This window comes from Streptomyces sp. NRRL F-2580 (genome assembly GCF_000720115.1).
Classification (GTDB): domain Bacteria; phylum Actinomycetota; class Actinomycetes; order Streptomycetales; family Streptomycetaceae; genus Streptomyces.
In genome coordinates this window covers 149,302-172,210 of sequence record NZ_JOIR01000011.1, presented here as the reverse complement: position 1 = coordinate 172,210, position 22,909 = coordinate 149,302, and the positions used below count along the sequence as shown (strand labels likewise).

Genomic DNA, 22,909 nt, shown 5'->3' with positions numbered 1-22,909 from the left:
TCCTAACAGCCCTGTTAACTTTAGGAGCGGCCTCGCCATGCCCTCTCGCGCCCACGCCCACGCCGACTCCCCCGCCGGCTCCCACGCACCTGCGCCTCCGCATCCGCACCGGTGGCGGCTGCTGGCCCTCCTCTGCCTGGCCCAGTTCATGCTCATCGCGGACGTCACCGTCGTGAACGTGGCGCTGCCCGCCGTCGGCGCCGACCTCGCGCTCTCCGGCACCGGCCTCACCCGGGTCGTCACCGTGTACACCCTGCTCTTCGGCGCCCTCCTGCTGGTCGGCGGACGGCTGGCCGACCGGTTCGGAGCGCGGCGGATGTTCCCCACCGGACTGACCCTCTTCACCGCGGCCTCGGCGGCGGCCGGCCTCGCGGGCGACGGCGGCACGCTGATCGCGGCACGCGCGGGGCAGGGAATCGGCGCGGCGCTGCTCTCACCGGCCGCGATGTCGCTGGTCATGGCGCTGTTCCAGGGCCCGGCGCGGCACCGCGCCCTCGGCGTCTGGGCGGCGGTCGGCGGCGCGGGCGCGGCCGTAGGGGTCCTCCTCGGCGGCGTCCTCGCCGACGGGCCCGGCTGGCGTTGGATCTTCTACGTCAACCTGCCCGCCGGGATGCTGGCCCTCATCGCCGTCCCGCTGCTGCTCGGCCGCCCGCTGCGCGCACCCGGCGCCCGGGGGGCCGGCCGGACCCCCGTGGACGTGCCGGGAGCCGTCCTGCTGACGGCCGCTGCGGGCGGCCTGGTCCACGGGCTGACCGAGGGCTCCTGGCCCTGGCTCGCCGGGGCGGCGACGGCGGGGATCCTGCTGGTCCTGGCGCAGCGCCGGACCCCGCGCCCCCTCCTGCCCACCGCCCTGCCGGGCCGGCGCGCCCTGCTGGGCGGCAGCACGGTGATGCTCGGGGCGGCGGGGCTGCTGGTCGCGGGGTTCTACCTGAGTTCCCTGCACATCCAGCACACGCTCGGGCGCGGCCCCTTGGTCACCGGGCTCGCCTTCCTCCCGGTCGCGGTGGCCGTCACCGCGGGCGCGCACTCGGGCGGCCGGGCGGTGGTCCGGTTCGGCTGGCGCCCGGTCGGCGCCGCGGCCTTCGTCCTGGCCGCGGCCGGCGCCGCCCTCGCCCCGCACGGCGGCCTGTGGACGGGCCTCGTCCCCGGCTTCGCGCTGCTGGCGTTCGGCCTCGGCGCGGCCTTCGTCTGCGCGACGACGGCGGCCCTGTCCGAGGTCGCCCCGGAGCACTCCGGGCTCGCCTCCGGCATCGTCGGCACCTCGCACGAGCTCGGCGCGGCCATCGGCGTCGCCGCCCTGGCCTCGGGCGGTTTCACCGCGCTGCCCTTCCCGGCCTTGGCCCTCGCCCTGGCCGCCGCCGCCCTCCTCCCGAGCGGGCGCCCCTCACCGACGGCGGCCCGCGCCATGGCCCACTGAGCCCGGCCCTGACCGGCGCTTTGTCGTGGCCTGGATCGAAAGAGACGGCGGCCTAGTCCCAGAACTCGCCGTCGTGCGGCAGTTCGGCGAAGTGGCCGGGGTCGTGGGAGAGGAACACGGGGATGCCGGCCCGGGACAGCGCGCGCAGTCGCCCGTAGGTGAGGAGCTTCTCCTCGATGTTCCAGTCGCTGGGCATGGGCGCGTTGCGGTCCAGTCCCTGTTGCAGGTGCGCGGCGTCGCCCATGAGGCCGATCCGTCCGTGGTGGACGAGGTCCAGGACGACGCCCTGATGGCCGGGCGTGTGGCCGGCGGTGTGCAGGAGGGTGAGCGTGCCGTCCTGGAACAGGTCGGCGTCGCCCCGGAGCTCGATGAACTCGTAGTCCCGGCTGCCCGCGTAGTCGTTGAACGCGTAGGCCCGCGCGGTCCAGCGGTCCGGCCACCAGGCGTGGCGCAGTTCCTCGTGCTGGGCCACGTGCACGGCGTGCGGGAAGTAGGTCATCCCTCCGGCGTGGTCGAGGTGCAGGTGGGAGTAGAGGACGTACCTGACCTCGTCGAGCCGGTAGCCGAGGCGTTCCAGTTGGGCGTCGACGGCGTGGGCCCGGGTGAACCCCTGGGCCCCGTACTCCGCCCGCCGTCCCGGACCCCAGTGGGCCTCGGCGGCCTCGGGGTCGGCCACGCGGTGGTTGATCCCGGTGTCGAAGAGGATCAGCCCGTGGGTGGCGTGCTCGATGACGGCCACGGTCGACGGCACGGTGATCGTGCCGGAGGCCCCGTACAGGAGATCGCTCATCGGCGTGGTGAAGGGTCCGGCGTCCACCGTCGTCACGCGCACTCTGCCGGCCATGGAACCTCCCTCTCGCCCACCGGGACGCCCTTGCCGTCCGGTGGTGAAGGCGGCCTGGCCCGGCGAATTCCCCCGTGTCCAGGCTAGCCCTGACACGACGGCCCCACGCGTCGGCGGACAGCAGACCGTCTCCGCGGGCCCGACCGGATCCGGGGAGGGGGCCTAGCGGCGCTGCGGGCGGGCAGCTCGGGCCACCGCCACGACCGCTTTCTCCAGGGCGTACTCGGGATCGTCGCCGCCGCCCTTGACCCCAGCGTCGGCGGCGGCCACGGCGCGCAGCGCGTCCGCGACGCCGTCCGCGGACCAGCCCCGCATCTGCTGGCGCACGCGGTCGATCTTCCACGGCGGCATGCCCAGGTCCCGGGCGAGGTCGCCGGGGCGGGCCCCGCGCGGGGCGGAGGCCAGCTTGCCGATGGCGCGTACCGCCTGGGCCAGGGCGCTGGTGATGAGGACCGGCGCCACCCCGGTGGACAGGGACCAGCGCAGGGCCTCCAGGGCCTCGGCCGCACGCCCCTCGACCGCCTTGTCGGCGACCGTGAAGCTGGAGGCCTCGGCCCGGCCCGTGTAGTAGCGGCCGACCACGGCCTCGTCGATGGTGCCCTCGACGTCCGCGCACAGCTGCGCGGCCGCACTCGCCAGCTCCCGCAGGTCGCTGCCGATCGCGTCGACCATGGTCTGGCAGGCCTCCGGGGTCGCCGCCCGGCCCAGCGTGCGGAATTCGCCCCGCACGAACGACAGCCGGTCCGCGGCCTTCGTCATCTTCGGGCAGGCGATCTCCCGCGCGCCGGCCTTCCGCGCCGCGTCGAGCAGACCCTTGCCCTTGGCCCCGCCCGCGTGGAGGAGGACCAGGATGATCTCCTCGTAGGGCGCGTCGAGGTAGGCCTTGACCTCCTTGACCGAGTCCGCGGACAGGTCCTGCGCATTGCGTACGACCAGCACCTTGCGCTCGGAGAAGAGCGAGGGGCTCGTCAGCTCGGCCAGCGTGCCGGGCTGGAGCTGCTCGGACGCGAGGTCGCGGACGTCCGTGTCGGCGTCGACGGCGCGGGCGGCCGCCACCACCTCCCGAACGGCACGGTCGAGCAGCAGCTCCTCCTGCCCCACCGCGAGTGTGAGCGGGGCAAGCGGATCGTCGGTGGGGTTCTTCCTGGTGGCCATCGCCTCCAGCATCCCACGCCGCACTGACAGTCCCCCGCCCCGCGGCCCCTCTCGCCGGATCCTTGAGAATGGTCACGTGAACGTGCGACATGTACTCGTCCTGCCCGACCGCGACGCCGCCGAGGAGGTGGCGCAAGAAGCCGTCGACCGCTTCGGCCTCCCGGAGGAACCGCAGTTGGTCCGCGACGCGCTGGCCGGCGAGGACGACGCCGAGGACGCCCAGTGGCTGGTGGTCGTCGAGGATCCGCGGGAACGGCTCGACGCCGCCACGCTGGACGATCTCGCCGCCGAGTACGAAGGCTGGCTGGAAGCCCCGTAGGGGAGCGTTGGGGATCAGGCCTTGTGCACGATCTGGACGTCCAGCGTCACGTCCACGCTCGGACCGATCGCCGCGATCCCCTGCGCCAGCACCGACTGCCAGTTCAGGGCGAAGTCCTCGCGGTGCAGTTCGGTGGTGGCCCGGCAGGCGGCCCTCGGCTCGCCGTCCAGGCCCGTACCGAGACCCAGGTACCGGGCGTCCAGGGTCACGGACAGGCTGACCCCGTGGAGGGTGAGGGCGCCGGCCACGGTCCAGCGGCTGCCGCTGCGGTGGATGAACCGTTCGCTGTAGAACTCCACCGTGGGATGCCGGACCGCGTCCAGGAAGTCCGCCGACCGCAGGTGGTCGTCCCGTAGCCGCAACCCGGTGTCGATGCTCGCCGCGTCGATGATCACGTGCATGGACGAATCCTCCATGCGCTCGGCTATCCGTACCGCCCCGGCGAACGTGTTGAACCGGCCGCGGATCCGGGCCATCCCGATGTGCCGGGCGGTGAAGGCGATGGACGAGTGCGTCGGATCGAGCTCCCAGTGACCGGGCTGCGGCAGCAGCGGCGGCTCCACCGCGTCGAGGATGATCTCCCCGGTGCCCGGCTGCGCCGGGTCCCCCACGAGCGTCGCGCCGTGGAACGGTGCGTACCCCTCGGCGGTGACCGACAGCCGGTACTCCCCCTCCGGCACGGCCGCGGTGAAGCCGCCGTACGGGTCGATCTCCCCGCTGACGATCCGGCGCCCGATCGGGTCGGTCACCTCGAACGTGGCCTGCCGGACCGGCTGGTGGACCGTGTCGAGAACCCGGCAGCTGAGCAGACGCGCCGTCGGCGGCAGCGTCAGCGTCGCGGATGTCTGTGGGCTGGAAGTTCCGGCCGGCTCCATCCCCCGTCGGCGACCGAACATGACTGATGCACCCCCGTGCTGTGTGGACTTGGACCGTTCTGGCGAAGACGCATTCGATCATGCTGTCGGGTTGTGGGCAAACAGAGCGGTCCCGCCCGGTATGACCGCGCCGGATCCGGCGCCGGTTGGCCGGAAACGCACGCATCCGAACGCCCGTTCCGCTGACGGCGATCGAGCCGTCGATGTCGGTACGCAGCACCGTCGCCCCCACCGCCCGCAGCCGTGCGAGCGTATCCGGCGCGGGATGCCCGTAGCGGTTTTTTGTGCCGACGGGAACAATCGCGAGCCTCGGCCGGGCCCGGGCGGTCAGCTCGGGGTCCTGGTGCGCGGAGCCGTGGTGGGCGACCTTGAGGACGTCCACCGGACCCAGTTGCGGATGCTCCCTCAGGAGTGCGTGCTGTGCGGGTGGTTCGAGGTCGCCGAGCAGGAGCAGGGTCAGGCCCGCGCCCCGCACCAGCAGGGCGACGCTGGCATCGTTGGGCCCGTCGGGCGGCGGTCCGGCCGCGGGCGGCCAGAGCACCTGCCACTCCAGCGGGCCGGCCCGGCGCCGCTCCCCCTGGGCCGCCCGTACGACGGGCACACCGGCGGCCGCCGCGGTCCGGCGGACGAACTGGGCCTGCGCCGCGGGCTCTTCCAGCGTAGTGGCCTGAATCACACCCACGGACCGGCCCTTCAGCACCCCGGACAGTCCTCCGACGTGGTCGGCGTGAAAGTGCGTCAGCAGCAGCATCGGCACCCGGTGCACGCCCAGCGCGCGCAGGCAGCGGTCCACCGGCCCGGGCTCCGGTCCGGCGTCCACGACCAAGGCCTCGCCCGGGCCGACCGCGAGGACGGCGGCATCCCCCTGTCCCACGGCGCACTGGACGTAGCTCCAGTCGGGCGGCGGCCAGCCGGTGAGGGTACGGGTGAGCTGCGGCGGCCGCAGCACGGCGAGGAGCAGCACCGCCGCCAGCGCGGAGCAGATCCACCGCCACCGCCACCGTCGCCCGATCCTTCCGCCCACGGTCACGACTGCCACCGTGGCCACCACGGCTACGGCCAGCAGCAGGCCGCCGGTGAGCCCGCCCGGCCAGGGCAGCTCGGCCCCCGGCACCCCCGCCCCGGTCCGGGCCACGCCCGCGATCCACCCGGCCGGCACCCCCGCGCACCAGGCGAGCACCCGCGCGGCGGGCATCCACAGCGGGGCCGCGGCGAGCGAGGCGAAGCCGAGGACCGTCGCCGGACCCGCCGCGAGCTCGGCCAGCAGGTTGCACGGCACCGCCACCAGACTGACCCGGGCCGCCAGCACCGCCACCACCGGCGCGCACACCGCCTGGGCGGCCGCGGCGGCCCCGAGCGCCTCGGCGAGCCGCGGGCCCGTCCCGCGCCGCCGCAGGGCTTCGCTCCACCGGGGAGCGAGGGTGAGAAGCGCCCCGGTGGCCAGCACGGAGAGCATGAAGCCGTAACTGCGGGCCAGCCACGGGTCGTAGAGCACGAGCAGCAGCACGGCGGCGCCCAGGGCCGGGATCAGGGACCTGCGCCGCCCGGTGGCGATGGCCAGCAGGGTGACCGCCCCGCAGGCGGCGGCCCGCAGCACGCTCGGCTCCGGCCGGCACACCACCACGAACGCCAGCGTCAGGGCCGTCCCGCACAGGGCGGTCACCCGCAGCGAGAGCCCGAGCCGGGGCGCCAGCCCGCGCCGCTCGGCCTGCTGCGCGCGGGCCGGGGGCCCGATGAGCAGGAACAGCACCACGGTCAGGTTGGACCCGGAGACGGCCAGCAGGTGCAGCAGGTCGGTGGCCCGGAAGGCCTCGTACAGGTCGGGCGGCACCCTGGACGTGTCCCCGACGACGAGCCCCGGCAGCAGGGCCCTGCCGTCCGGCGCGAGCCCCTCGGTGGCCTCGCGCAGCCCGGCCCGCAGCCGCCCCGCGATCCGCTGCGCGGTGTCCGGGCCGCCGGTCACCCGGGGCGGGGTGTCAGCGGCGGGCCGGAGCAGCGCCACGGCCCGCTCACCGTCCCGCGCCGGAGCCAGCCGCGCGACCACCATCACTCGGGTGGACGGCTGCAGCCGGGCCCATCCCGCGTGCCCGGCCAGCACCCGCACCGGGGTCTCGACCCGGGTGCCCGTCCCGTCGGGCCCGGTCACCCGGGTCACCACCGCGTCCAGCACCACCACCGGCGGCCCGCTCCCGCCGCGGGCGGTCCTCGGGTCGGAGCCGACGGTGAGCTCGGCGAGGACGCGGGCGTGCTCCCGCGCGAGCCCGACGACCGGTCCGGCCCGCGCCTCGGCCCGCTGGAGCCCCGCCACCCCGGCCCCGGCCGCCGCGCAGAGCAGGGCCGCGGCCAGGGCCGGGGCGACCCTCCACAGCGAGCCCGGGCGCAGGTACCCGGCCAGGACCAGCAGGCCCGCTCCGACCACTCCCAGCCCCACCCCGAGGGCGGTCCGGCCCGCGGGCGCGTCCAACGCGAGGGCGGCGGCCGCCCAGGCGGCCACGGCCGGCACCGCGAGGCGCAGATCCACCGGGCCCGGCCCCTCGGGGCGGTTCACGGCCGCACCCGCGTGCGCAGGTCGGCGAAGCGCCGCTCGCCGATGCCGTCGACCTGGCGGAGCTCCTCCACGGACCGGAAGCCGCCGCGTGCGGTGCGGAAGTCGACGATGTGCTGGGCCAGCACCGGCCCGACCCCCGGCAGACCGTCCAGCTGCGCGACCGTGGCCGAGCCCAGACTGAGGGGTCCCGCTCCCGCCGGTCCCGGACCGGCGCCGCCGACGGCCCCGCCCGGCGGCGGCTGCGCCGGGGCGCCCACCAGCACCTGCTCGCCGTCCACGAGCACCCGGGCCCGGTTCAGCCCGGTGGTGTCGGTGCCCGGACGCACTCCCCCGGCGGCGGCCAGCGCGTCCTCCACCCGGGAACCGGCGGGCAGCCGGCGCACCCCGGGATCCCTGACCTTGCCGCTGACGTCCACGACGATCCGCGCGCCGCCACCGGCACCACCGCCCCCGGCCGGCGCGGCAGCCGGGCCCGCGGCCGCCGTGGCCGCCGCCGGGACCACCCCAGGGGCGACCAGCGCCGGTACGGTCACCTCCCGTGGCCGGGCCGACCAGTACTGCTGCCCGGCGAAACCGACGGCGGCGACCAGCACCACCGCGACGGCGGCCACCGTGCGCGGCTCCACCCCGCACCGGGCCTGCAACCACAGCGGCAGCCGCTCCCGTACGGCCAGCCTCCGCGCGGCGCCGGGCGACAGCCCGGCCGTCCCGAGCCCGGCGGCCTCGTCGGGCCGGGTCCCGGCAAGGGGCCCGGGACCGGTCCCGGAATCAGTCCCGGGACCGGTACCGGGATCCGCCTCGGCCTCCGGCGACGCCTGCGGCGGACCGCTGCCACCGAGCAGGGCCTCGGCCCGCCGGCGCACCGCGCCAGGCTCCGGAGGGGGAACCCGGTGCACCGGACGCCCGCGGCGGCCAGGCCGGTGGCGGAGACGGCTGCCCGCTGAACGACCGTCGGAGAATCGGCCGTCGGAGAGACGACCGTCGGAGGGACGGGGACGGCCCGGACCACTGGCGGCGCCGCCCGACGGATGCGAAGTACGCGTTCGAAGAGTCATGCCACGACGGTAGGGGCCCGCCCCGACCCCCGTTCGGAGCCTTCAATTCCGGTGGACAACAAGCCCGTTGTGGATAACCGGGCCACTCGTTCCGGTGATCAGCGAGGGGAGACGACCGCCGCCAGCAGCCCCGGCCCGGTGTGCGCGCCGATCACCGCGCCGACCTCGCTGACGTGCAGCTCGACCAGCCCGGGGATGCGCTCGCGCAGCCGCTGGGCGAGCTTCTCGGCCCGCTCCGGAGCCGCCAGGTGGTGCACCGCCACGTCGACGGCCGCGGACCCGGCGCGCTCGACGGCCAGCTCCTCCAGGCGGGCGATGGCCTTGGAAGCCGTACGCACCTTCTCCAGCGGCTCGATCCGCCCGCCCTCCAGCGTCAGCAGGGGCTTCACCGCCAGGGCCGAGCCGAGGAGGGCCTGCGCGGCCCCGATGCGGCCGCCGCGGCGCAGGTAGTCGAGGGTGTCGACGTAGAAGTACGCGGTCATGTCCGCCGCCCGCTTCTCGGCGGCCGCCACGGCCTCGTCCACGGAACCGCCGCCCTCGGCCACCTCGGCGGCGGCCAGCGCGCAGAAGCCCAGCGCCATCGCGATCATGCCGGTGTCCACGACGCGCACCGGCACGGGTGCGGTCTTCGCGGCGAGCACGGCGGCGTCGTAGGTGCCGGAGAGCTCGGCGGACAGGTGCAGGCTGACGATGCCGGTCGCCCCGGCGTCCGCGGCCGCCCGGTAGGCCCGGACGAACTCCTCCGGGCTGGGGCGCGAGGTGGTCACCGACCGGCGCTTCTGCAGGGCCACGGCCAGGCTGCGCGCCGAGATCTCGGTGCCTTCCTCAAGTGCTTCGCCGCCGAGCACCACGGTCAGCGGGACGGAGGTGATTCCGTGCCGCGCCATGGCCGGTTGGGGCAGGTGGGCCGTGGAATCGGTGACGATGGCGACAAGGCGGGACATGAGGCGGAGGTTACCGCCCGTGGGGGCGTGACGGCAGCCTGGGCCCCTCGCCGGGACCTGCGGTCGGCCCTGCGGGGCTCCCCGACACCGGGGTTCCGCCCCGGACCCCGCGCCTCAAACGCCTCCGAGGCTGGATTCCGCCGGCGAGGCTCACGATCTGCGATCAGGTCGTGCTCTCCGGGCGGCGCGCCTTCTGCCAGGGGTATTCGGGCGCCGGGGCGGCCGGGTTCAGCGCAGCCTTCCGAGGCTGCTCACGCCGCTGCGTCTGTTGCGGCTGCTGCGGCTGCTGCGTCTGTTGCGTCTGCTGTGCCGCGTCCCACTCCGCGGCCGCCGCCGCCAGGTGGTCCACCGACTCCGGCGACCAGTCCCGCAGCGCGCCGGACTCCATCTCGATCCGGGCCGACAAAGCGGACAGGTCGTCCTCCGCGAAGCGGCTGGCACGGTCCCGCGCGGCCCAGCGCAGCGAGTCCGAGGCCTGCGTGATCTTGGCCGTCCGCTCCCGCAGCTCGGGCAGGCGCTCCGCGATGCGCTGGCGGTCCGGATCCTGCTCCAGCCGCTTCAGCTCGCCGTCCAGCTCGTGCCCGTGCGCGCTGAGCTGCTCGAACAGGGCGATCGACTCCCGCAGCGAGGCGTCCAGCCGGACCCCCTCGTGCAGTGCCTGCTGCGTGGAGCGCATCGACGTCCGCAGGTCCAGCCGCAGCTGCGCCAGCGCACCCGTGACCCCGACCTGGCCGAAGCTCTTGGCCCGCAGGGTGGTGTCCTCCACCGTCCGCCGGGCCTGGGTGATCGTCCGGTCCACTCCGCGCTTGGTCGCCTGCACCACCTTGACGGTCGCGTACACGCCCAACCCAAGGAAGGTGAAAAGCACCATCAGCGCGAAGATGATCAACGCGGCCTCCATGAGTGTCCCTTCCCCAGTCCCCGCGGTTTTCTACCGTCCTCTCAACCGTAAACGCCACGGGCAGGCCGGGGGTTCCATTCGAACCCCCAACCTGCCCGTACGGGATCTCCCCCATGCCCCCGTGGAGGGGGTACCGGGGGGGACCGGGATACCTGGGGTACCTCGGGTGCCTCGTCCGACCGAGGTCAGATGACGATGTTCACCAGCTTCGGCGCGCGCACGATCACCTTGCGGATCTCCGCGCCCCCCAGCGCCGCCACGACACCCTCATCGGTCACGGCCAGCTGCTCCAGCTCCGCCTCCGAGATCGTCGGCGACACCTCCAGCCGCGCCTTGACCTTGCCCTTGACCTGCACCACGCACGTCACGCTCTCGTCCACGACGTACGCCGGGTCCGCGACCGGGAAGTCCTGGTGGACGACCGATTCCGCGTGGCCCAGGCGGCTCCACAGCTCCTCGGCGATGTGCGGGGCCAGCGGGGCGATCAGCAGCACCAGCCGCTCGGCGACCGAGCGCTCCAGCGGGCGGCCCGCCTTCGTCAGGGCGTTGTTCAGCTCGGTGATCTTCGCGATGGCGGTGTTGAAGCGCAGCCCCGCCATGTCCGCACCCGCACCGTCGATCGCCTTGTGCAGGGCGCGCAGGGTGTCCTCGCCCGGCTCCCCGTCGACGACCGTCACCGCGCCCGTCTCCTCGTCGACGATGTTGCGCCACAGGCGCTGCAGCAGGCGGTACTGGCCGACCACGGCGCGCGTGTCCCACGGACGCGAGACGTCCAGCGGACCCATCGCCATCTCGTACAGGCGCAGGGTGTCCGCGCCGTACTCCTCGCAGATCTCGTCGGGCGTGACGGCGTTCTTCAGGGACTTGCCCATCTTGCCGTGCTCGCGCTTGACCTGCTTGCCCTCGTAGAAGTACGCGCCGTCGCGCTCCTCGACCTCGGCCGCCGGGACGTACACACCGCGCTCGTCGGTGTAGGCGTACGCCTGGATCATGCCCTGGTTGAACAGCTTGTGGAACGGCTCCGCCGACGACACGTGACCCAGGTCGAACAGCACCTTGGACCAGAAGCGCGCGTACAGCAGGTGCAGCACCGCGTGCTCGGCGCCGCCGACGTACAGGTCGACGCCGCCGTGCGGCGCGCCCTCGCGCGGGCCCATCCAGTACTGCTCGATCTCCGGGTCCACCAGGGCCGACGCGTTGTGCGGGTCCAGGTAGCGCAGCTCGTACCAGCAGGAACCGGCCCAGTTGGGCATGGTGTTGGTCTCGCGGCGGAAGGAGCGCACGCCCCGGCCGTCGCCCAGGTCCAGCTCGACGTTGACCCACTCGGCGTTGCGCGACAGCGGGGTCTCCGGCTTCGAGGCCGCGTCGTCCGGCTCGAAGGTGCGCGGCGAGTAGTCCTCGACCTCCGGCAGCTCCAGCGGCAGCATCGACTCGGGCAGCGGGTGCGCGACGCCGTCCTCGTCGTAGACGATCGGGAAGGGCTCGCCCCAGTAGCGCTGCCGGCTGAACAGCCAGTCGCGCAGGCGGAAGTTGACCGTCCCCTCGCCGATGCCGCGCTCGGTCAGCCAGTCGGTGATCGCGGCCTTGGCCTCGACGACGCCCAGGCCGTCCAGCGAGATGCCCTCGCCCGTGGAGTTCACCAGCTTCGCGTCGTACGCGACGAAGGCGTCGTCCCACTCGGCCGGGTCGATGTCGCGCCCGTCGGTCGGCTCGACCACGCAGCGGACGGGCAGCTCGAAGGCGCGCGCGAACTCGAAGTCGCGGGCGTCGTGCGCCGGGACCGCCATGATCGCGCCGGTGCCGTAGCCCATCAGCACGTAGTCGGCGATGAAGACCGGGACCTTCTGGCCGCTGACCGGGTTGACCGCGTACTCACCGGTGAAGACGCCGGTCTTGTCCTTGGCCTCGGCCTGTCGCTCGACGTCCGACTTGGCCGCGGCCTGCTTGCGGTACGCGGCGACGGCCTCGGCCGGGGTGGCGTGACCGCCGGTCCACACCTGGTGCGTGCCCTCGGGCCAGGCGGCCGGGACGAACTTCTCGACCAGCGGGTGTTCGGGCGCCAGCACCATGTAGGTGGCGCCGAACAGGGTGTCCGGGCGGGTGGTGAAGACGGTGATCGCCTCGTCGCCCAGCGCGAAGTCGACGCGCGCGCCCTCGCTGCGGCCGATCCAGTTGCGCTGCTGCAGCTTGATGGCCTCGGGCCAGTCCAGCGCGTCCAGGTCGTCCAGCAGCCGGTCGGCGTACGCGGTGATCCGCATGTTCCACTGGCTCAGCCGGGACTTGAAGACCGGGAAGTTGCCGCGCTCGGACCGGCCGTCCGCGGTGACCTCCTCGTTGGCCAGTACGGTGCCCAGCCCGGGGCACCAGTTCACCGGCGCGTCCGAGGAGTACGCCAGCCGGTACCCGTTCAGTACGTCGGCCCGCTCGCCCGCGGTCAGCTCGGCCCAGGCACGGCCCCCGGGGACCTCGCGGGAGCCGTCCTCGAAGGCGGCGACCAGCTCGGTGATCGGCCGGGCCTTGCCCGCGTCGGCGTCGTACCAGGAGTTGTAGATCTGCAGGAAGATCCACTGGGTCCACTTGTAGTAGTCCGGGTCGATCGTCGCGAAGGACCGGCGCTTGTCGTGGCCCAGGCCCAGCCGGCGCAGCTGGACCTTCATGTTCTCGATGTTGGCCTCGGTCGAGACCCGCGGGTGCGTGCCGGTCTGCACGGCGTACTGCTCGGCCGGCAGTCCGAAGGCGTCGAAGCCCAGGGTGTGCAGGACGTTGTGGCCCGACATCCGCTGGTGGCGGGCGAAGACGTCGGTGGCGATGTAGCCGAGCGGGTGACCGACGTGCAGCCCCGCACCGGAGGGGTACGGGAACATGTCCATGATGAACTTCTTGGGCCGTGCGACCACCGCGGGGTCGCCGGCCAGGTCACCGGTCGGGTTCGGGGCCTCGTAGGTGCCCTGCGCGTCCCATACGTCCTGCCAGCGTGCCTCGATGTCGGCGGCCATGGCAGCCGTGTAGCGGTGCGCCTCGGCCGCCTCGGGGGCCGGGGTGTTCGTCTCGCTCATGATTTCTGAAGCTCCATCGATCGTCTTCGCCGTCTCTGCCTGCCCAAACGAAAAAACCCCTCGCACAGGAGGGGACGCCGCGCCGATGCCGACCTCTCGCAGGTCGGCGCTGATCAGCGCGGCTCGGTAAGCAGAAGGCGTACGGCACGCATGGCGTCAGGGTACCGCAGCACCCGTGGCGCCCGCTCGGACGACCGCACAACGAGAAGCGGGCCACCCGGATCGGGTGGCCCGCTTCTTCACTGTGGAGCTAAGGAGAATTGAACTCCTGACCTCCTGCATGCCATGCAGGCGCTCTACCAACTGAGCTATAGCCCCTTGTTCTGCTTGCCGCTTGGGTTTCCCTTGCCGGTTCCCCTTGGCGACGTCCCAAACATTACACGGTCATGGCCCTGGTCCAAAAATCGGTTTCCACCGACTGCGGGCCATGTCCGATTTAAACCAACTTGTCACGCTCTCGCGAACTGATAGAAGCGCTTGAGCGTGCAGTGCTCGTCGAGCAGCCGGCCGTAGATCGGCTCCCCTTCCAGCTCACGGTACGTCTCGATCGGGTCGCCTTTTATGATCAGCGCCCGCGCGCATTCCTCGCACCAGTACTGGTAGTCGGGGTTGACCGGGTCCATGTCCCGCACGATCGGCGTGCCGTTGTTGCACCAGTCGCACCGGCGCCGGTGTGCACCCATCCGTCAGCGACTCCCTCCCGCGTCGGGCCGTCGTCTCCCCCTCCGGCGGTCCGATTCTGCCATGCCGGTGCGGGCCAGGTCAGCAAACGCAAAGGGTACAAAAACAAGGACCCCGCCCCCTATTGGGGACGGGATCCTGATTGTGGAGCTAAGGAGAATTGAACTCCTGACCTCCTGCATGCCATGCAGGCGCTCTACCAACTGAGCTATAGCCCCGCTCTCCGCCGCGCTCCCCCCGTCTCCGGTGTTCCGCGCTGCGAACAAGAAGAACTCTAGCCTGTGACCAGCCGGAAAGTGAAATCCGGGCGGCAGCCCCGGCAGGGAGCGGCAAGGAGCGGCAGGGAGCAGCTCAGTCGTCGTCGCCGAGCACCGGTTCCGGCAGGGTGCCGGCGTTGTGCTCCAACAGGCGCCAGCCGCGCGCGCCCTCGCCGAGGACGGACCAGCAGCAGTTGGAGAGCCCGCCCAGGCCCTCCCAGTCGTGCGCGTTCAGGCCCAGGAGGCGCCCGATCGTCGTACGGATGGTGCCGCCGTGGCTGACCACGACGAGGGTGCCGCCCTGCGGCAGCCGGTCGGCGTGCGCCAGCACCACCGGTGCGGCGCGGTCGGCGACCTCGGTCTCCAGCTCACCGCCGCCGCGGCGGACCGGTTCGCCGCGCTTCCACGCGGCGTACTGCTCGCCGTACTTCTCGATGATCTCGTCGTGCGTGAGGCCCTGCCACTCGCCGGCGTACGTCTCGCGCAGCGCCTCGTCGTGTGCCACGGGCAGCCCCGTGACGGAGGCCAGTTCGGCCGCCGTGGCGGAGGCGCGCCGCAGGTCGGACGCCACGATGGCAGCCGGCTTCAGCGAGGCGAGCAGCCGCGCGGAGCGGCGCGCCTGCGCCACGCCCGCCTCGGTCAGCTCGATGTCCGTGGAGCCCTGGAAGCGCCGCTCCAGGTTCCACGCGGTCTGGCCGTGCCGCCAGAGGACGATCTTGCGTCCGGACTTGCCCGAGGTGCTCGCGCTCAGAACAGATCACCGTCCAGTTCGTCGTCGCCCGCCGCCTCGCGCAGCTTGGCGTGCTCCTCGGCCTTGCCGATGGTGAGCTTGGCGTCCTCGGGGAGCTCGATCTCGGGGCAGTCCTTCCACAGGCGCTCCAGCGCGTAGAAGACCCGCTCCTCGCTGTGCTGGACGTGGACGACGATGTCGACGTAGTCGAGCAGGATCCAGCGGGCGTCGCGGTCGCCCTCGCGGCGCACCGGCTTGGCACCGAGCTCCTTGAGGAGGCGCTCCTCGATCTCGTCGACGATCGACTTGACCTGGCGGTCGTTGGGCGCCGAGGCGAGCAGGAAGGCGTCGGTGATCGACAGCACGTCGCTGACGTCGTACGCGATGATGTCGTGCGCGAGCCGGTCGGCCGCGGCCTGGGCGGCGGCGGTGATGAGCTCGATGGAGCGGTCCGTGGCGGTCACTGGCCATGCTTTCGGGTTGGCGGGCAGATCCTTACAAGGGTCTCATGTACCGCCGACACCGCCCGCGCGGAACGGCCCGCGCGGGCGAAAGCACCTTCCGGGACCGGGCCGGAGCCCGGTCAGGACGCCTTGTAGTCCTTGCCCAGGATCACCACGACCTCCGCGTTCACGGCGTTCTCGGCCTTCTTCACGACCGTCTCGGGCAGCCCCAGCGTCTTGGCGACCTCGATCGCGCGGTCCCGCTGCGCGTCGTCCTGGTACGTGATCTGCGAGGCGGCCGCGGTCTTGTCGGCCTTGCCGCCGTCCACGAATGTGTAGCCGCCGTTGGTCAGCGCCGCCTTCGCCGCGATCTGCGCCTTCTCGTCGCCGGTGGCGTCCTTGAGGCCGACTCGCGGGGTGGCGCCGGGCTGCGCCTCGGTGGCGGATCCGCCGAGCACCTCCTTGACGACCTTCTTGTTGGCGTCGTCCGTGAGCGTGCCGTCCGCCTTCACGGCGAGGGTGTCGGTGCGGTACGCGCCCACCTTGGCGTGCTCGCCGAGCCGGGCCAGCAGGGCGCCGAGGGTCTGCGCGTTCAGGGCCGGGTCGAGGATCTGGCCGATGCTCTCGACGGTCACGGCCGCCGCCTTCGGGTCGCTCGGGACCTTGCGCAGCACCGCCTGGAGCACCTTGCCCACGCGCTCCAGCTGCTTGGCCTCCGGTTCGCCCTGGCCGCGGTACGTGGCGTACGCGACGGCCATGGCGCCGCTCAGGCTCTGCTTCTGACCCTGGGCCACGGCCGGGGTCTTGGCCGCGTCGTCGGCCGGGACCGCGGTGTCGGTGTCGACCTCGATGCCGCCGACCAGCTCGACCAGGTTCTCCAGGAAGGGGGTGTCCAGCCGCCAGGTGCCGCCGATGTGGGTGCCGAGCACCGAGTCGAGGGCTTCCCGGGTGCCGATGCCGCCCTCCTCGACGGCCTTGCCGAGGCCCGTCGCGGAACCGTCCTGGCCGGTGAGGGCGAGGGTGTTGGGCAGCAGGACGGTGGCGCCCTGCTTGGTGGTGACGTTGTCGACGAGCAGCGCCGAGGAGGTGCCGCCCTTCTTGGTGTTGTGCAGGTGGACGACGATCATGTCGCGCTTCTGCGCCCCGGCGGCGGTCGCACCGGTCTTGTCCTGGCCGGGGCCGTCGAGGAACGGCAGCTTGCCCGCGTACCAGAGGTAGCCGAGGCCGCCGACGACGAACACGGCGAGGACGACGATCAGCGCCACCACCCGGTTGCGGCCGCGGCGGCGGGCCTCCTCGCGGCGCTCGGTCCGGCTCTCGGTGAACTTGAGCCAGTCGATGACGTCTTCGGAGTCCTCGTCCGGCTGGTCGATGAAGGCGAACATCTCGGTGCGGTAGTCCCGGCCCGCCTCGGGCTCGCCGTCGGGCCGGCGCGGCTCGGGGACCTGGGCGGACCGGCGCTCGGCCGGGGCCGGCGTCTCGGGGGCGGCCGGCTGCTCCGGAGCGGCCTGGGGGGCTGCCTGCTGCGGGATCCACTGCTGGGTCTGCTGCGTGTCGTACCCGTAGCCGGGCGCCTGCACATACTCCTGCTGCCCGTACTCCTGGGCGGCCGGCTGCTGCGCGTAGTACTGATGCGGCTGCCGGCCGTAGTCCTGGTAGTCGTAGCCGTACTGCTGCTGCTCGTACTGCGGCGGCGCGGGCTGGACGGGCTGGGCGGGCACCTGGCCGTACACCGGCCGTCCGTACGCGTCGTAGCCGACGAGCTGCTGCTCTTGGGCGGCATACGGGTCGTACGGATCCTGTCGGTCGTTCACCGCGGGGCCCCTCTCTCCGGAAGCTCAGGCTCCCCGGTACAGCTCACGCTTGTCGATGTAGCGCACGACGCCGTCGGGCACCAGGTACCAGACGGGATCCCCCTGGGCCACCCTCGCACGGCAGTCCGTGGACGAGATCGCCAGCGCGGGCACCTCGACGAGGGAGACGCCGCCCTCGGGCAGCCCGTCGTCGGTGAGCACGTGGCCCGGGCGGGTGACGCCGATGAAATGGGAGAGCGAGAAGAGCTCGTCGGCGTTGCGCCAGGTCAGGATCTGTGCGAGCGCGTCGGCACCCGTGATGAAGAACAGGTCGGCGTCGTCGTTCAGCGCCTTGAGGTCCCGCAGGGTGTCGATCGTGTACGTCGGCCCGCCGCGGTCGATGTCGATGCGGCTCACCGAGAACTGGGGGTTCGACGCCGTGGCGATGACCGTCATCAGGTAGCGGTCCTCGGCGGGCGACACGGCCCGCTGCGACTTCTGCCACGGCTCGCCGGTCGGCACGAACATCACCTCGTCGAGGTGGAAAAGGGCGGCCACCTCGCTGGCGGCCACCAGGTGTCCGTGGTGGATCGGGTCGAATGTCCCGCCCATCACGCCGAGCCGGCGCTTGACCGGACCGGTAGGCGTCTCCTGCTCTCCCATGAGCGCAGAGCCTACTGGCCCGGCGGACCGGTCGGTCTAGCGGTCGCGGTTCAGGCGCGTGGTGACCCAGAGCATGAGCAGCAGGACGACGAAGGCACCGCCGCCGGTCAGGTACGGGCTCAGGCTGTCGTGGTTGCCGCCGTGCTGTTCGGCCCCCTCCGAGGCGAGGACGACCAGGTTGTGGGCGGTGGAGGCGAGGCTCATCAGGCAGGTACCTATCGAGTCGGGGAGCGGGCGGAGACTTCGCTCACATCGTATGCGGGGGCCTGGGGCACGCTCACGCCGACTCAGGCGTTGGAGAGGATAGACGCACGGCCAGGCAGGTCCATCCAGGGGAGGGCGCTATGACGGAGACGGGTTTCGAGAAGGCACCGGCGCGGGACCGCAGGAGGTTCCCCGGTATCTCCTCGCGGGCGTACGAGCATCCGGCGGACCGCTCGGCGCTGGTGGCGCTGCGCAAGCTGACCGGGTTCGACACCGTGTTCAAGGCCCTGAGCGGGCTGCTCCCGGAGCGGAGCCTGCGGCTGCTGTTCCTGTCGGACTCGGTGCGGGTGGGCGAGACGCAGTTCCCGCACCTGTACGCGATGCTGCGCGACGCCTGTTACATCCTGGACCTGGAGAAGGTCCCGCAGATGTACGTGCAGCAGGACCCGAAGCCCAATGCCATGTGCATCGGGCTGGACGAGCCGATCATCGTGGTGACCACGAGCCTCGTCGAGCTGCTCGACGAGGAGGAGATGCGGGCGGTGGTGGGCCACGAGGTGGGCCACGCCCTGTCGGGGCACTCCGTGTACCGCACGGTCCTGCTGTTCCTGACGAACCTGGCGCTGAGGGTGGCGTGGATCCCGCTGGGCAACGTGGCGATCACGGCGCTCGTGGCCGCGCTGCGCGAGTGGTTCCGCAAGTCGGAGCTCTCGGCGGACCGGGCCGGGCTGCTCGTGGGGCAGGACGTGCACGCCTCGATGCGCGGCCTGATGAAGGTCGCGGGTGGCAACCACCTCCACGAGATGAACGTGGACGCCTTCCTGGCCCAGGCCGAGGAGTACGAGTCGAGCGGCGACCTGCGCGACTCCGTCCTGAAGATCCTCAACGTGCTGCCCCGGACGCACCCCTTCACCACGGTGCGGGCCGCCGAGCTGAAGAAGTGGTCGGAGAGCCGTGACCACCAGCGGATCATGGACGGCCACTACCCGCGGCGCGACGAGGACAAGGACACCTCGGTGACCGACTCCTTCCGGCAGTCCGCCGCGCACTACGCCGACTCGGTGCGCACCAGCAAGGACCCGCTGATGAAGCTGGTGGGCGACATCGCGGGCGGGGCGAACGACCTGGGCGGCAAGCTCCGCGACAAGTTCACCGGCGCCGGCGGCGGATCGGCCGCGGGCACCGGGCCGGCGGCCAAGGGCGGGGCTACGGAGCAGGGCTGACCTGGGTCTCCCCCGGGGTCGCGGAGGGCGCCAGTACGCCGCACAGCCCGGCCGTGCGCCGCGGCTGGCCGGTGGCGTACGGGTCGCTCGCGGGCGGGCCCACCGTGGTCGGGCCGGCGCCGGCCAGCACGGGGCGGAAGCCCCCGGCCGGGTCGCTGGAGCAGTCCTGCGGCCCGGCGATCACGTAGGCCGTGGCAAGCTCCAGCCGCCGGGCGTTCAGGTCGTCCCGGTCGAAGCGCAGCCGCAGCTCCCGCCGGACGGTGAAGAGCGAGGCGCCCTCGGCCGCGGCCGGGACCCCGGTGGCCGGCCGCACGGCGTACACGAAGGTGTGGTCGGTGATCACCTCCAGCACCTCCGGGGCGACCTCCGCGTAGGCGAGGCTCCCGCTCACCCGGACCCGGGAGTCGGCCACGACGGCGACGGCCGGGTCGAAGCGGACCAGCCAGCCGGTGACCGCGTGCCGGCCGTCGCCGGCGGGCGAGGTCATGCTGTGGTCGAACTGCGCCAGCTGGTCGGGGTCGAGCAGGACGCGCACGGGCCGGTTGGCGGCTCCGGCCAGGACGTCGGGGTCCAGCGAGGAGTTCACCAGGTAGTCCTTGGCGATGGACAGCGCGGTGAGGATCTGGACGTCGGTGAAGTGGTCCGTGCGGCGCACGGCGGGCAGGGTGATCCCGGCCGCCCCGACGCGGTAGTCGGCGGCGGGGCTCTTCGCGTACAGGTCGGCGGGCCGCCCGCCGGGCACGGCGGTGCTCGGCGCGAGCGGGACCACGGTGCTGCCGAGTGGCTGGGCGTGTCCCCCGGGCGGGGGGACGTAGGGGTTGCGCAGCCCCATGTAGACGGCGGCGGCGAAGGCCGTGGCGATGAGCAGCACGAGCAGCATGCCCTGGCGGGCGCCGCGGCCGGGGGTGCCCGTCCGGGACCCGGCTCCGCCGCCCGACCAGATGGAGCGGCTGCGCACGGCCCGGGCGTGCTCGCCCATGCGTTCCTGTGCCGAGTACTCCTGGAGCCGGGCAGCCCGGACGAAGTCCTCGTCGAACACCACCGATCGGTACTCGTCCGACCGGAACTCGTCGTCGCCCCCGCTCATGCCTTCGGGGGTGCCGTTGGGCGGATCTCCTGGAACGGCCATCGCTTCTCCCCGCTGTCCCCGCTTCAGAGAAGCCCCCGGCTCCGACGTACGCGAGTGGGGTCGTACCTTCAGGGTTGGCGGACGGAGGGGTACGTAAACGCGCCGACGCCGGTGACTTCGCGCCGGGGGGTGCTGGCGGGGGCCGGGGCAGGATCCGCCTCGCCCGCGGCACTGCGGTAGACGGCGCTGAAGGCGAGCGCGACCATGCCGAGGCCCATCACGAAGGCGAGCACCCAGGCGACGGGGCGCAGCCAGGGCGCGCGGCCGCGGTACGGGCGCAGGCTGCCGCCGTAGGCTCCGTACGGGCCGTCGGGGTAGCCGTGGCGGCGGTCGCCCCAGCCCTGGTCGTCGACCTCGTACCCGTCGGGGTGGCCGTATCCGTATCCGTCGTAGTCGTCGTCGCCCGTCCAGCCGCCGGCCACGGCGCGGGCGGCTTCCGCCTCCGCGCGCGCCCGGTCGGCCGCCCGCTGGCGTTCGGCGGCACTCGGTTCATGGATCTCGGCGTTCCGGACGAAGGCCTCGTCGAACACCACGGAGGCGAAGTCCTGATCCGCGCCTCCGCGGTCGTCGTCGGGCTCCCCGTCGTCCGGGAACGGCTTGCCCCCCACGTCGTCCGGCACAGGACCAGCCTAGACCTGGGGGACGCCTTTGGGCAGGGTGTGAGCCGAATTCCGGCCACACCGCGTCCAGGCGTCGACTACCGAACGTGACCGTCGCCGGTGACGATGTACTTGGTGGAGGTGAGCTCGGGAAGGCCCATCGGGCCCCGGGCGTGCAGCTTCTGGGTGGAGATGCCGATCTCGGCGCCGAATCCGAACTGACCACCGTCCGTGAACCGAGTGGATGCATTCACGGCGACCGTGGTCGAGTCGACCAGCTGGGTGAAGCGGCGGGCGGCGGCCTGGGAGGTGGTGACGATCGCCTCGGTGTGGCCGGAGGTCCAGCGCCGGATGTGGGCGACGGCGTCGTCGAGGGAGTCCACGACGCCCGCGGCGATGTCGTAGGAGAGGTACTCGGCGGCCCAGTCCTCGTCGGTGGCGGGCAGGGCGGTGACCTTGCCGCCCTCGGCCGCGGCCAGGACCCGGGCGTCGCCGTGCACGGTGACGCCGGCGTCGGCGAGCGCGTCGAGGGCGCGGGGCAGGAAGGCGTCGGCGATGTCGCGGTGGACGAGGAGGGTCTCGGCGGAGTTGCAGACGGAGGGCCGGCTGGCCTTGGAGTTGACGAGGACGTCCACGGCCATGTCCAGGTCGGCCTGGGCGTCGACGTAGACGTGGCAGTTGCCGGTACCGGTCTCGATGACCGGCACGGTGGACTCCTCGACCACGGTCTTGATGAGGGAGGCGCCGCCGCGCGGGATGAGCACGTCGACGAGGCCGCGGGCGCGCATCAGCTCGCGGACGGAGTCGCGGGACTCGCCGGGGACGAGCTGGATCGCGTCGGCGGGCAGGCCGGCCCCCGTGATGGCGTCGCGCAGGATGGCGACGAGCGCGGTGTTGGACGCGTAGGCGGAGGAGCTGCCGCGCAGGAGGACCGCGTTGCCGGACTTGAGGCAGAGGGCGGCGGCGTCGACGGTGACGTTGGGGCGGGCCTCGTAGATGATCCCGACGACGCCGAGCGGGACGCGGATCTGCCGGAGGTCGATGCCGTTGGGGAGGGTGCCGCCGCGGACGACCTCACCGACGGGGTCGGGGAGGGCGGCGACGTCGCGCACGTCGGAGGCGATGGCGGCGACGCGCTCCGGGGTCAGCGTGAGGCGGTCGATGACGGTCTCGCTGGTGCCGGCGGCGCGGGCCTTGTCCGTGTCCACGGCGTTGGCGGCGATGATCTCGGCCGTACGGGCCTCCAGCGCGTCCGCGATCGCCAGCAGGGCCGTGTCCTTGGCGGACCGCGGCAGTGGCGCGATGGCGGCGGCGGCGGTGCGGGCCGCCTGCGCGGTGGCGATGACGGGCGAGGTGGCGGTGGCGGCATCGAGCGAGGTCATGCCGCCCAGGGTAATCCCCCGCCGGTGCCCGGCCGATGGGGTTCCATCCCCCGAGACGCCGCCGTCGGCCGTCTGCGGGGCCGCTGCGCGGAGCCATCTCCCCGCCCCGCCCTTTCTCCCGTTCCCGGGCTCTGCCCGGACCCGGTCCTCAAACGCCGGACGGGTTGAAGCGCGCGCCTCAAACGCCGGCGGGGCCGGAGTGGCGGGGCCTGGATCAGTACGGGTGCACGCCCACCGGGTGGGCTGGGGGTGGGCCGTAGCCCTCGGCCACTCGTTGGCGGTAGGTGGCGCGGTCGATGACCTCCAGGCCGACGATCTCCCAGGGCGGGAGCTGCGCCGAGGAGCGGTGCTCGCCCCACAGGCGCAGGGCGACGGCCGCCGCGTCGTGGAGGTCGCGGGCCTCTTCCCAGTAGCGGATCTCCGCGTGGTCGTCCGCGTACCGGCTGGTGAGCAGGAAGGGGTGGTCGTGGGCCAGTTGTTCCAGTCCGCGCCGGACCTCGGACAGCGGGGCCGGCTTGCCGGAGACGCTCAGGGTCACGTGCCACAGGCGCGAGGCGTGGTCCTGCTCCTCCCCGCCACCGCCGCCGTCCCCCGGACCGACGCTGGTCAGCGCTCGTCTCACCAGCCGCCTCCTGTCTCCGCTGCGCGTGTCCGCCCGCCCCTCACAGTTGACCAGTCCCCGGCCCTCCGC

General features: G+C 73.1%; 20 protein-coding genes, 2 tRNA genes and 1 pseudogene. 3 read left to right on the top strand and 20 right to left on the bottom strand.

Going from position 1 to position 22,909, the window contains the following annotated elements; translation table 11 throughout:
• The first annotated feature begins 37 nt into the window (after window positions 1-37).
• Window positions 38-1,417: an MFS transporter gene (locus IF88_RS0114195; RefSeq protein ID WP_030710934.1), complete on the top strand. Its 1,380-nt coding sequence runs from the start codon at window positions 38-40 to the stop codon at window positions 1,415-1,417.
• A 52-nt stretch (window positions 1,418-1,469) separates the two neighbouring features.
• Here the strand turns inward: IF88_RS0114195 and IF88_RS0114190 are convergent, their stop codons facing one another.
• Together IF88_RS0114190 and holA are read right to left on the bottom strand one after the other, a co-directional pair.
• Entirely contained in the window at window positions 1,470-2,261 is a 792-nt protein-coding gene (locus tag IF88_RS0114190) for an N-acyl homoserine lactonase family protein (RefSeq protein WP_051836847.1), read from the bottom strand.
• A gap of 162 nt (window positions 2,262-2,423) precedes the next feature.
• Window positions 2,424-3,416 carry a DNA polymerase III subunit delta gene (gene holA, locus IF88_RS0114185; RefSeq protein ID WP_030710930.1) on the bottom strand — a complete coding sequence of 331 codons (993 nt, stop codon included), beginning with the start codon at window positions 3,414-3,416 and terminating at the stop codon, window positions 2,424-2,426.
• A 76-nt stretch (window positions 3,417-3,492) separates the two neighbouring features.
• On the opposite strand from holA, the gene IF88_RS0114180 reads away from it, so the two are divergent.
• Complete coding sequence (locus IF88_RS0114180; RefSeq protein WP_030710928.1) at window positions 3,493-3,735, top strand: hypothetical protein; 243 nt, start codon at window positions 3,493-3,495, stop codon at window positions 3,733-3,735.
• 14 nt (window positions 3,736-3,749) lie between these two features.
• Here IF88_RS0114180 and IF88_RS0114175 read toward each other — a convergent pair whose 3' ends face one another.
• The 14 genes and pseudogenes from IF88_RS0114175 to IF88_RS47235 form a co-directional block, all read right to left on the bottom strand.
• The gene (locus IF88_RS0114175) at window positions 3,750-4,631 is read right to left on the bottom strand and encodes a YceI family protein (RefSeq protein WP_063754797.1); all 882 of its coding nucleotides are present in this window, start codon (window positions 4,629-4,631) and stop codon (window positions 3,750-3,752) included.
• Window positions 4,632-4,767: 136 nt separating this feature from the next.
• Window positions 4,768-7,158: pseudogene (locus tag IF88_RS43470) on the bottom strand (ComEC/Rec2 family competence protein); the annotation flags it as partial.
• Entirely contained in the window at window positions 7,155-8,021 is an 867-nt protein-coding gene (locus IF88_RS43465) for a helix-hairpin-helix domain-containing protein (RefSeq protein ID WP_420710953.1), read from the bottom strand. The pseudogene IF88_RS43470 and the gene IF88_RS43465, both read right to left, overlap by 4 nt.
• Before the next feature lie 290 nt (window positions 8,022-8,311).
• Entirely contained in the window at window positions 8,312-9,157 is an 846-nt protein-coding gene (locus IF88_RS0114155; protein WP_030710923.1) for a DegV family protein, read from the bottom strand.
• A gap of 163 nt (window positions 9,158-9,320) precedes the next feature.
• On the bottom strand, window positions 9,321-10,058 hold the full coding sequence (locus IF88_RS0114150) for a hypothetical protein (protein ID WP_030710921.1): 738 nt from the start codon (window positions 10,056-10,058) through the stop codon (window positions 9,321-9,323).
• 185 nt (window positions 10,059-10,243) lie between these two features.
• Window positions 10,244-13,114, bottom strand: coding sequence for a leucine--tRNA ligase (gene leuS / locus IF88_RS0114145; RefSeq protein WP_030710919.1), 2,871 nt, complete (start codon window positions 13,112-13,114; stop codon window positions 10,244-10,246).
• Between the two features lie 245 nt (window positions 13,115-13,359).
• Window positions 13,360-13,432: transfer RNA gene (locus IF88_RS0114140), tRNA-Ala, on the bottom strand.
• 131 nt (window positions 13,433-13,563) lie between these two features.
• Window positions 13,564-13,797, bottom strand: coding sequence for a hypothetical protein (locus tag IF88_RS0114135; RefSeq protein WP_008738908.1), 234 nt, complete (start codon window positions 13,795-13,797; stop codon window positions 13,564-13,566).
• A gap of 143 nt (window positions 13,798-13,940) precedes the next feature.
• Window positions 13,941-14,013 (bottom strand) — tRNA-Ala (locus tag IF88_RS0114130).
• 133 nt (window positions 14,014-14,146) lie between these two features.
• Window positions 14,147-14,803 (bottom strand): histidine phosphatase family protein, encoded by a 657-nt coding sequence (locus IF88_RS0114125; protein ID WP_030710917.1) that lies wholly within the window; start codon window positions 14,801-14,803, stop codon window positions 14,147-14,149.
• The gene (gene rsfS, locus IF88_RS0114120) at window positions 14,800-15,246 is read right to left on the bottom strand and encodes a ribosome silencing factor (protein ID WP_030008628.1); all 447 of its coding nucleotides are present in this window, start codon (window positions 15,244-15,246) and stop codon (window positions 14,800-14,802) included. The genes IF88_RS0114125 and rsfS overlap by 4 nt, the downstream gene beginning before the upstream one ends.
• A gap of 119 nt (window positions 15,247-15,365) precedes the next feature.
• Window positions 15,366-17,039, bottom strand: coding sequence for an LCP family protein (locus IF88_RS0114115; protein WP_030710915.1), 1,674 nt, complete (start codon window positions 17,037-17,039; stop codon window positions 15,366-15,368).
• A 24-nt stretch (window positions 17,040-17,063) separates the two neighbouring features.
• Entirely contained in the window at window positions 17,064-17,681 is a 618-nt protein-coding gene (nadD, locus tag IF88_RS0114110) for a nicotinate-nucleotide adenylyltransferase (protein ID WP_030710913.1), read from the bottom strand.
• Window positions 17,682-17,717: 36 nt separating this feature from the next.
• Window positions 17,718-17,885 carry a hypothetical protein gene (locus tag IF88_RS47235; RefSeq protein WP_037805903.1) on the bottom strand — a complete coding sequence of 56 codons (168 nt, stop codon included), beginning with the start codon at window positions 17,883-17,885 and terminating at the stop codon, window positions 17,718-17,720.
• A gap of 140 nt (window positions 17,886-18,025) precedes the next feature.
• On the opposite strand from IF88_RS47235, the gene IF88_RS0114100 reads away from it, so the two are divergent.
• Complete coding sequence (locus tag IF88_RS0114100; RefSeq protein ID WP_030710911.1) at window positions 18,026-19,108, top strand: M48 family metallopeptidase; 1,083 nt, start codon at window positions 18,026-18,028, stop codon at window positions 19,106-19,108.
• Here the strand turns inward: IF88_RS0114100 and IF88_RS0114095 are convergent.
• From IF88_RS0114095 to IF88_RS0114080, 4 genes are all read right to left on the bottom strand, one after another.
• A complete protein-coding gene (locus IF88_RS0114095) occupies window positions 19,092-20,237 on the bottom strand; it encodes a hypothetical protein (protein WP_030710904.1) in 1,146 nt (381 codons plus the stop codon). The two genes, IF88_RS0114100 and IF88_RS0114095, sit on opposite strands and share 17 nt — an antisense overlap.
• 68 nt (window positions 20,238-20,305) lie before the next feature.
• On the bottom strand, window positions 20,306-20,857 hold the full coding sequence (locus tag IF88_RS0114090) for a hypothetical protein (RefSeq protein WP_063754796.1): 552 nt from the start codon (window positions 20,855-20,857) through the stop codon (window positions 20,306-20,308).
• A gap of 77 nt (window positions 20,858-20,934) precedes the next feature.
• Window positions 20,935-22,218 carry a glutamate-5-semialdehyde dehydrogenase gene (locus tag IF88_RS0114085; protein WP_030710900.1) on the bottom strand — a complete coding sequence of 428 codons (1,284 nt, stop codon included), beginning with the start codon at window positions 22,216-22,218 and terminating at the stop codon, window positions 20,935-20,937.
• A 214-nt stretch (window positions 22,219-22,432) separates the two neighbouring features.
• Window positions 22,433-22,894 (bottom strand): hypothetical protein, encoded by a 462-nt coding sequence (locus IF88_RS0114080; protein ID WP_051836843.1) that lies wholly within the window; start codon window positions 22,892-22,894, stop codon window positions 22,433-22,435.
• Window positions 22,895-22,909 lie beyond the last annotated feature (15 nt).

Bases quoted from the DNA above. Each gene is read 5' to 3' on its own strand.
- IF88_RS0114190 (WP_051836847.1), bottom strand. From the start codon at position 2,261: ATGGCCGGCAGAGTGCGCGTGACGACGGTGGACGCCGGACCCTTCACC.
- IF88_RS0114085 (WP_030710900.1), bottom strand. From the start codon at position 22,218: ATGACCTCGCTCGATGCCGCCACCGCCACCTCGCCCGTCATCGCCACC.
- nadD (WP_030710913.1), bottom strand. From the start codon at position 17,681: ATGGGAGAGCAGGAGACGCCTACCGGTCCGGTCAAGCGCCGGCTCGGC.
- IF88_RS0114195 (WP_030710934.1), top strand. From the start codon at position 38: ATGCCCTCTCGCGCCCACGCCCACGCCGACTCCCCCGCCGGCTCCCAC.
- IF88_RS47235 (WP_037805903.1), bottom strand. From the start codon at position 17,885: ATGAGCCTCGCCTCCACCGCCCACAACCTGGTCGTCCTCGCCTCGGAG.
- leuS (WP_030710919.1), bottom strand. From the start codon at position 13,114: ATGAGCGAGACGAACACCCCGGCCCCCGAGGCGGCCGAGGCGCACCGC.
- IF88_RS0114100 (WP_030710911.1), top strand. From the start codon at position 18,026: ATGACGGAGACGGGTTTCGAGAAGGCACCGGCGCGGGACCGCAGGAGG.
- IF88_RS0114095 (WP_030710904.1), bottom strand. From the start codon at position 20,237: ATGGCCGTTCCAGGAGATCCGCCCAACGGCACCCCCGAAGGCATGAGC.
- IF88_RS0114155 (WP_030710923.1), bottom strand. From the start codon at position 9,157: ATGTCCCGCCTTGTCGCCATCGTCACCGATTCCACGGCCCACCTGCCC.
- IF88_RS0114175 (WP_063754797.1), bottom strand. From the start codon at position 4,631: ATGTTCGGTCGCCGACGGGGGATGGAGCCGGCCGGAACTTCCAGCCCA.
- holA (WP_030710930.1), bottom strand. From the start codon at position 3,416: ATGGCCACCAGGAAGAACCCCACCGACGATCCGCTTGCCCCGCTCACA.
- IF88_RS0114150 (WP_030710921.1), bottom strand. From the start codon at position 10,058: ATGGAGGCCGCGTTGATCATCTTCGCGCTGATGGTGCTTTTCACCTTC.
- IF88_RS0114135 (WP_008738908.1), bottom strand. From the start codon at position 13,797: ATGGGTGCACACCGGCGCCGGTGCGACTGGTGCAACAACGGCACGCCG.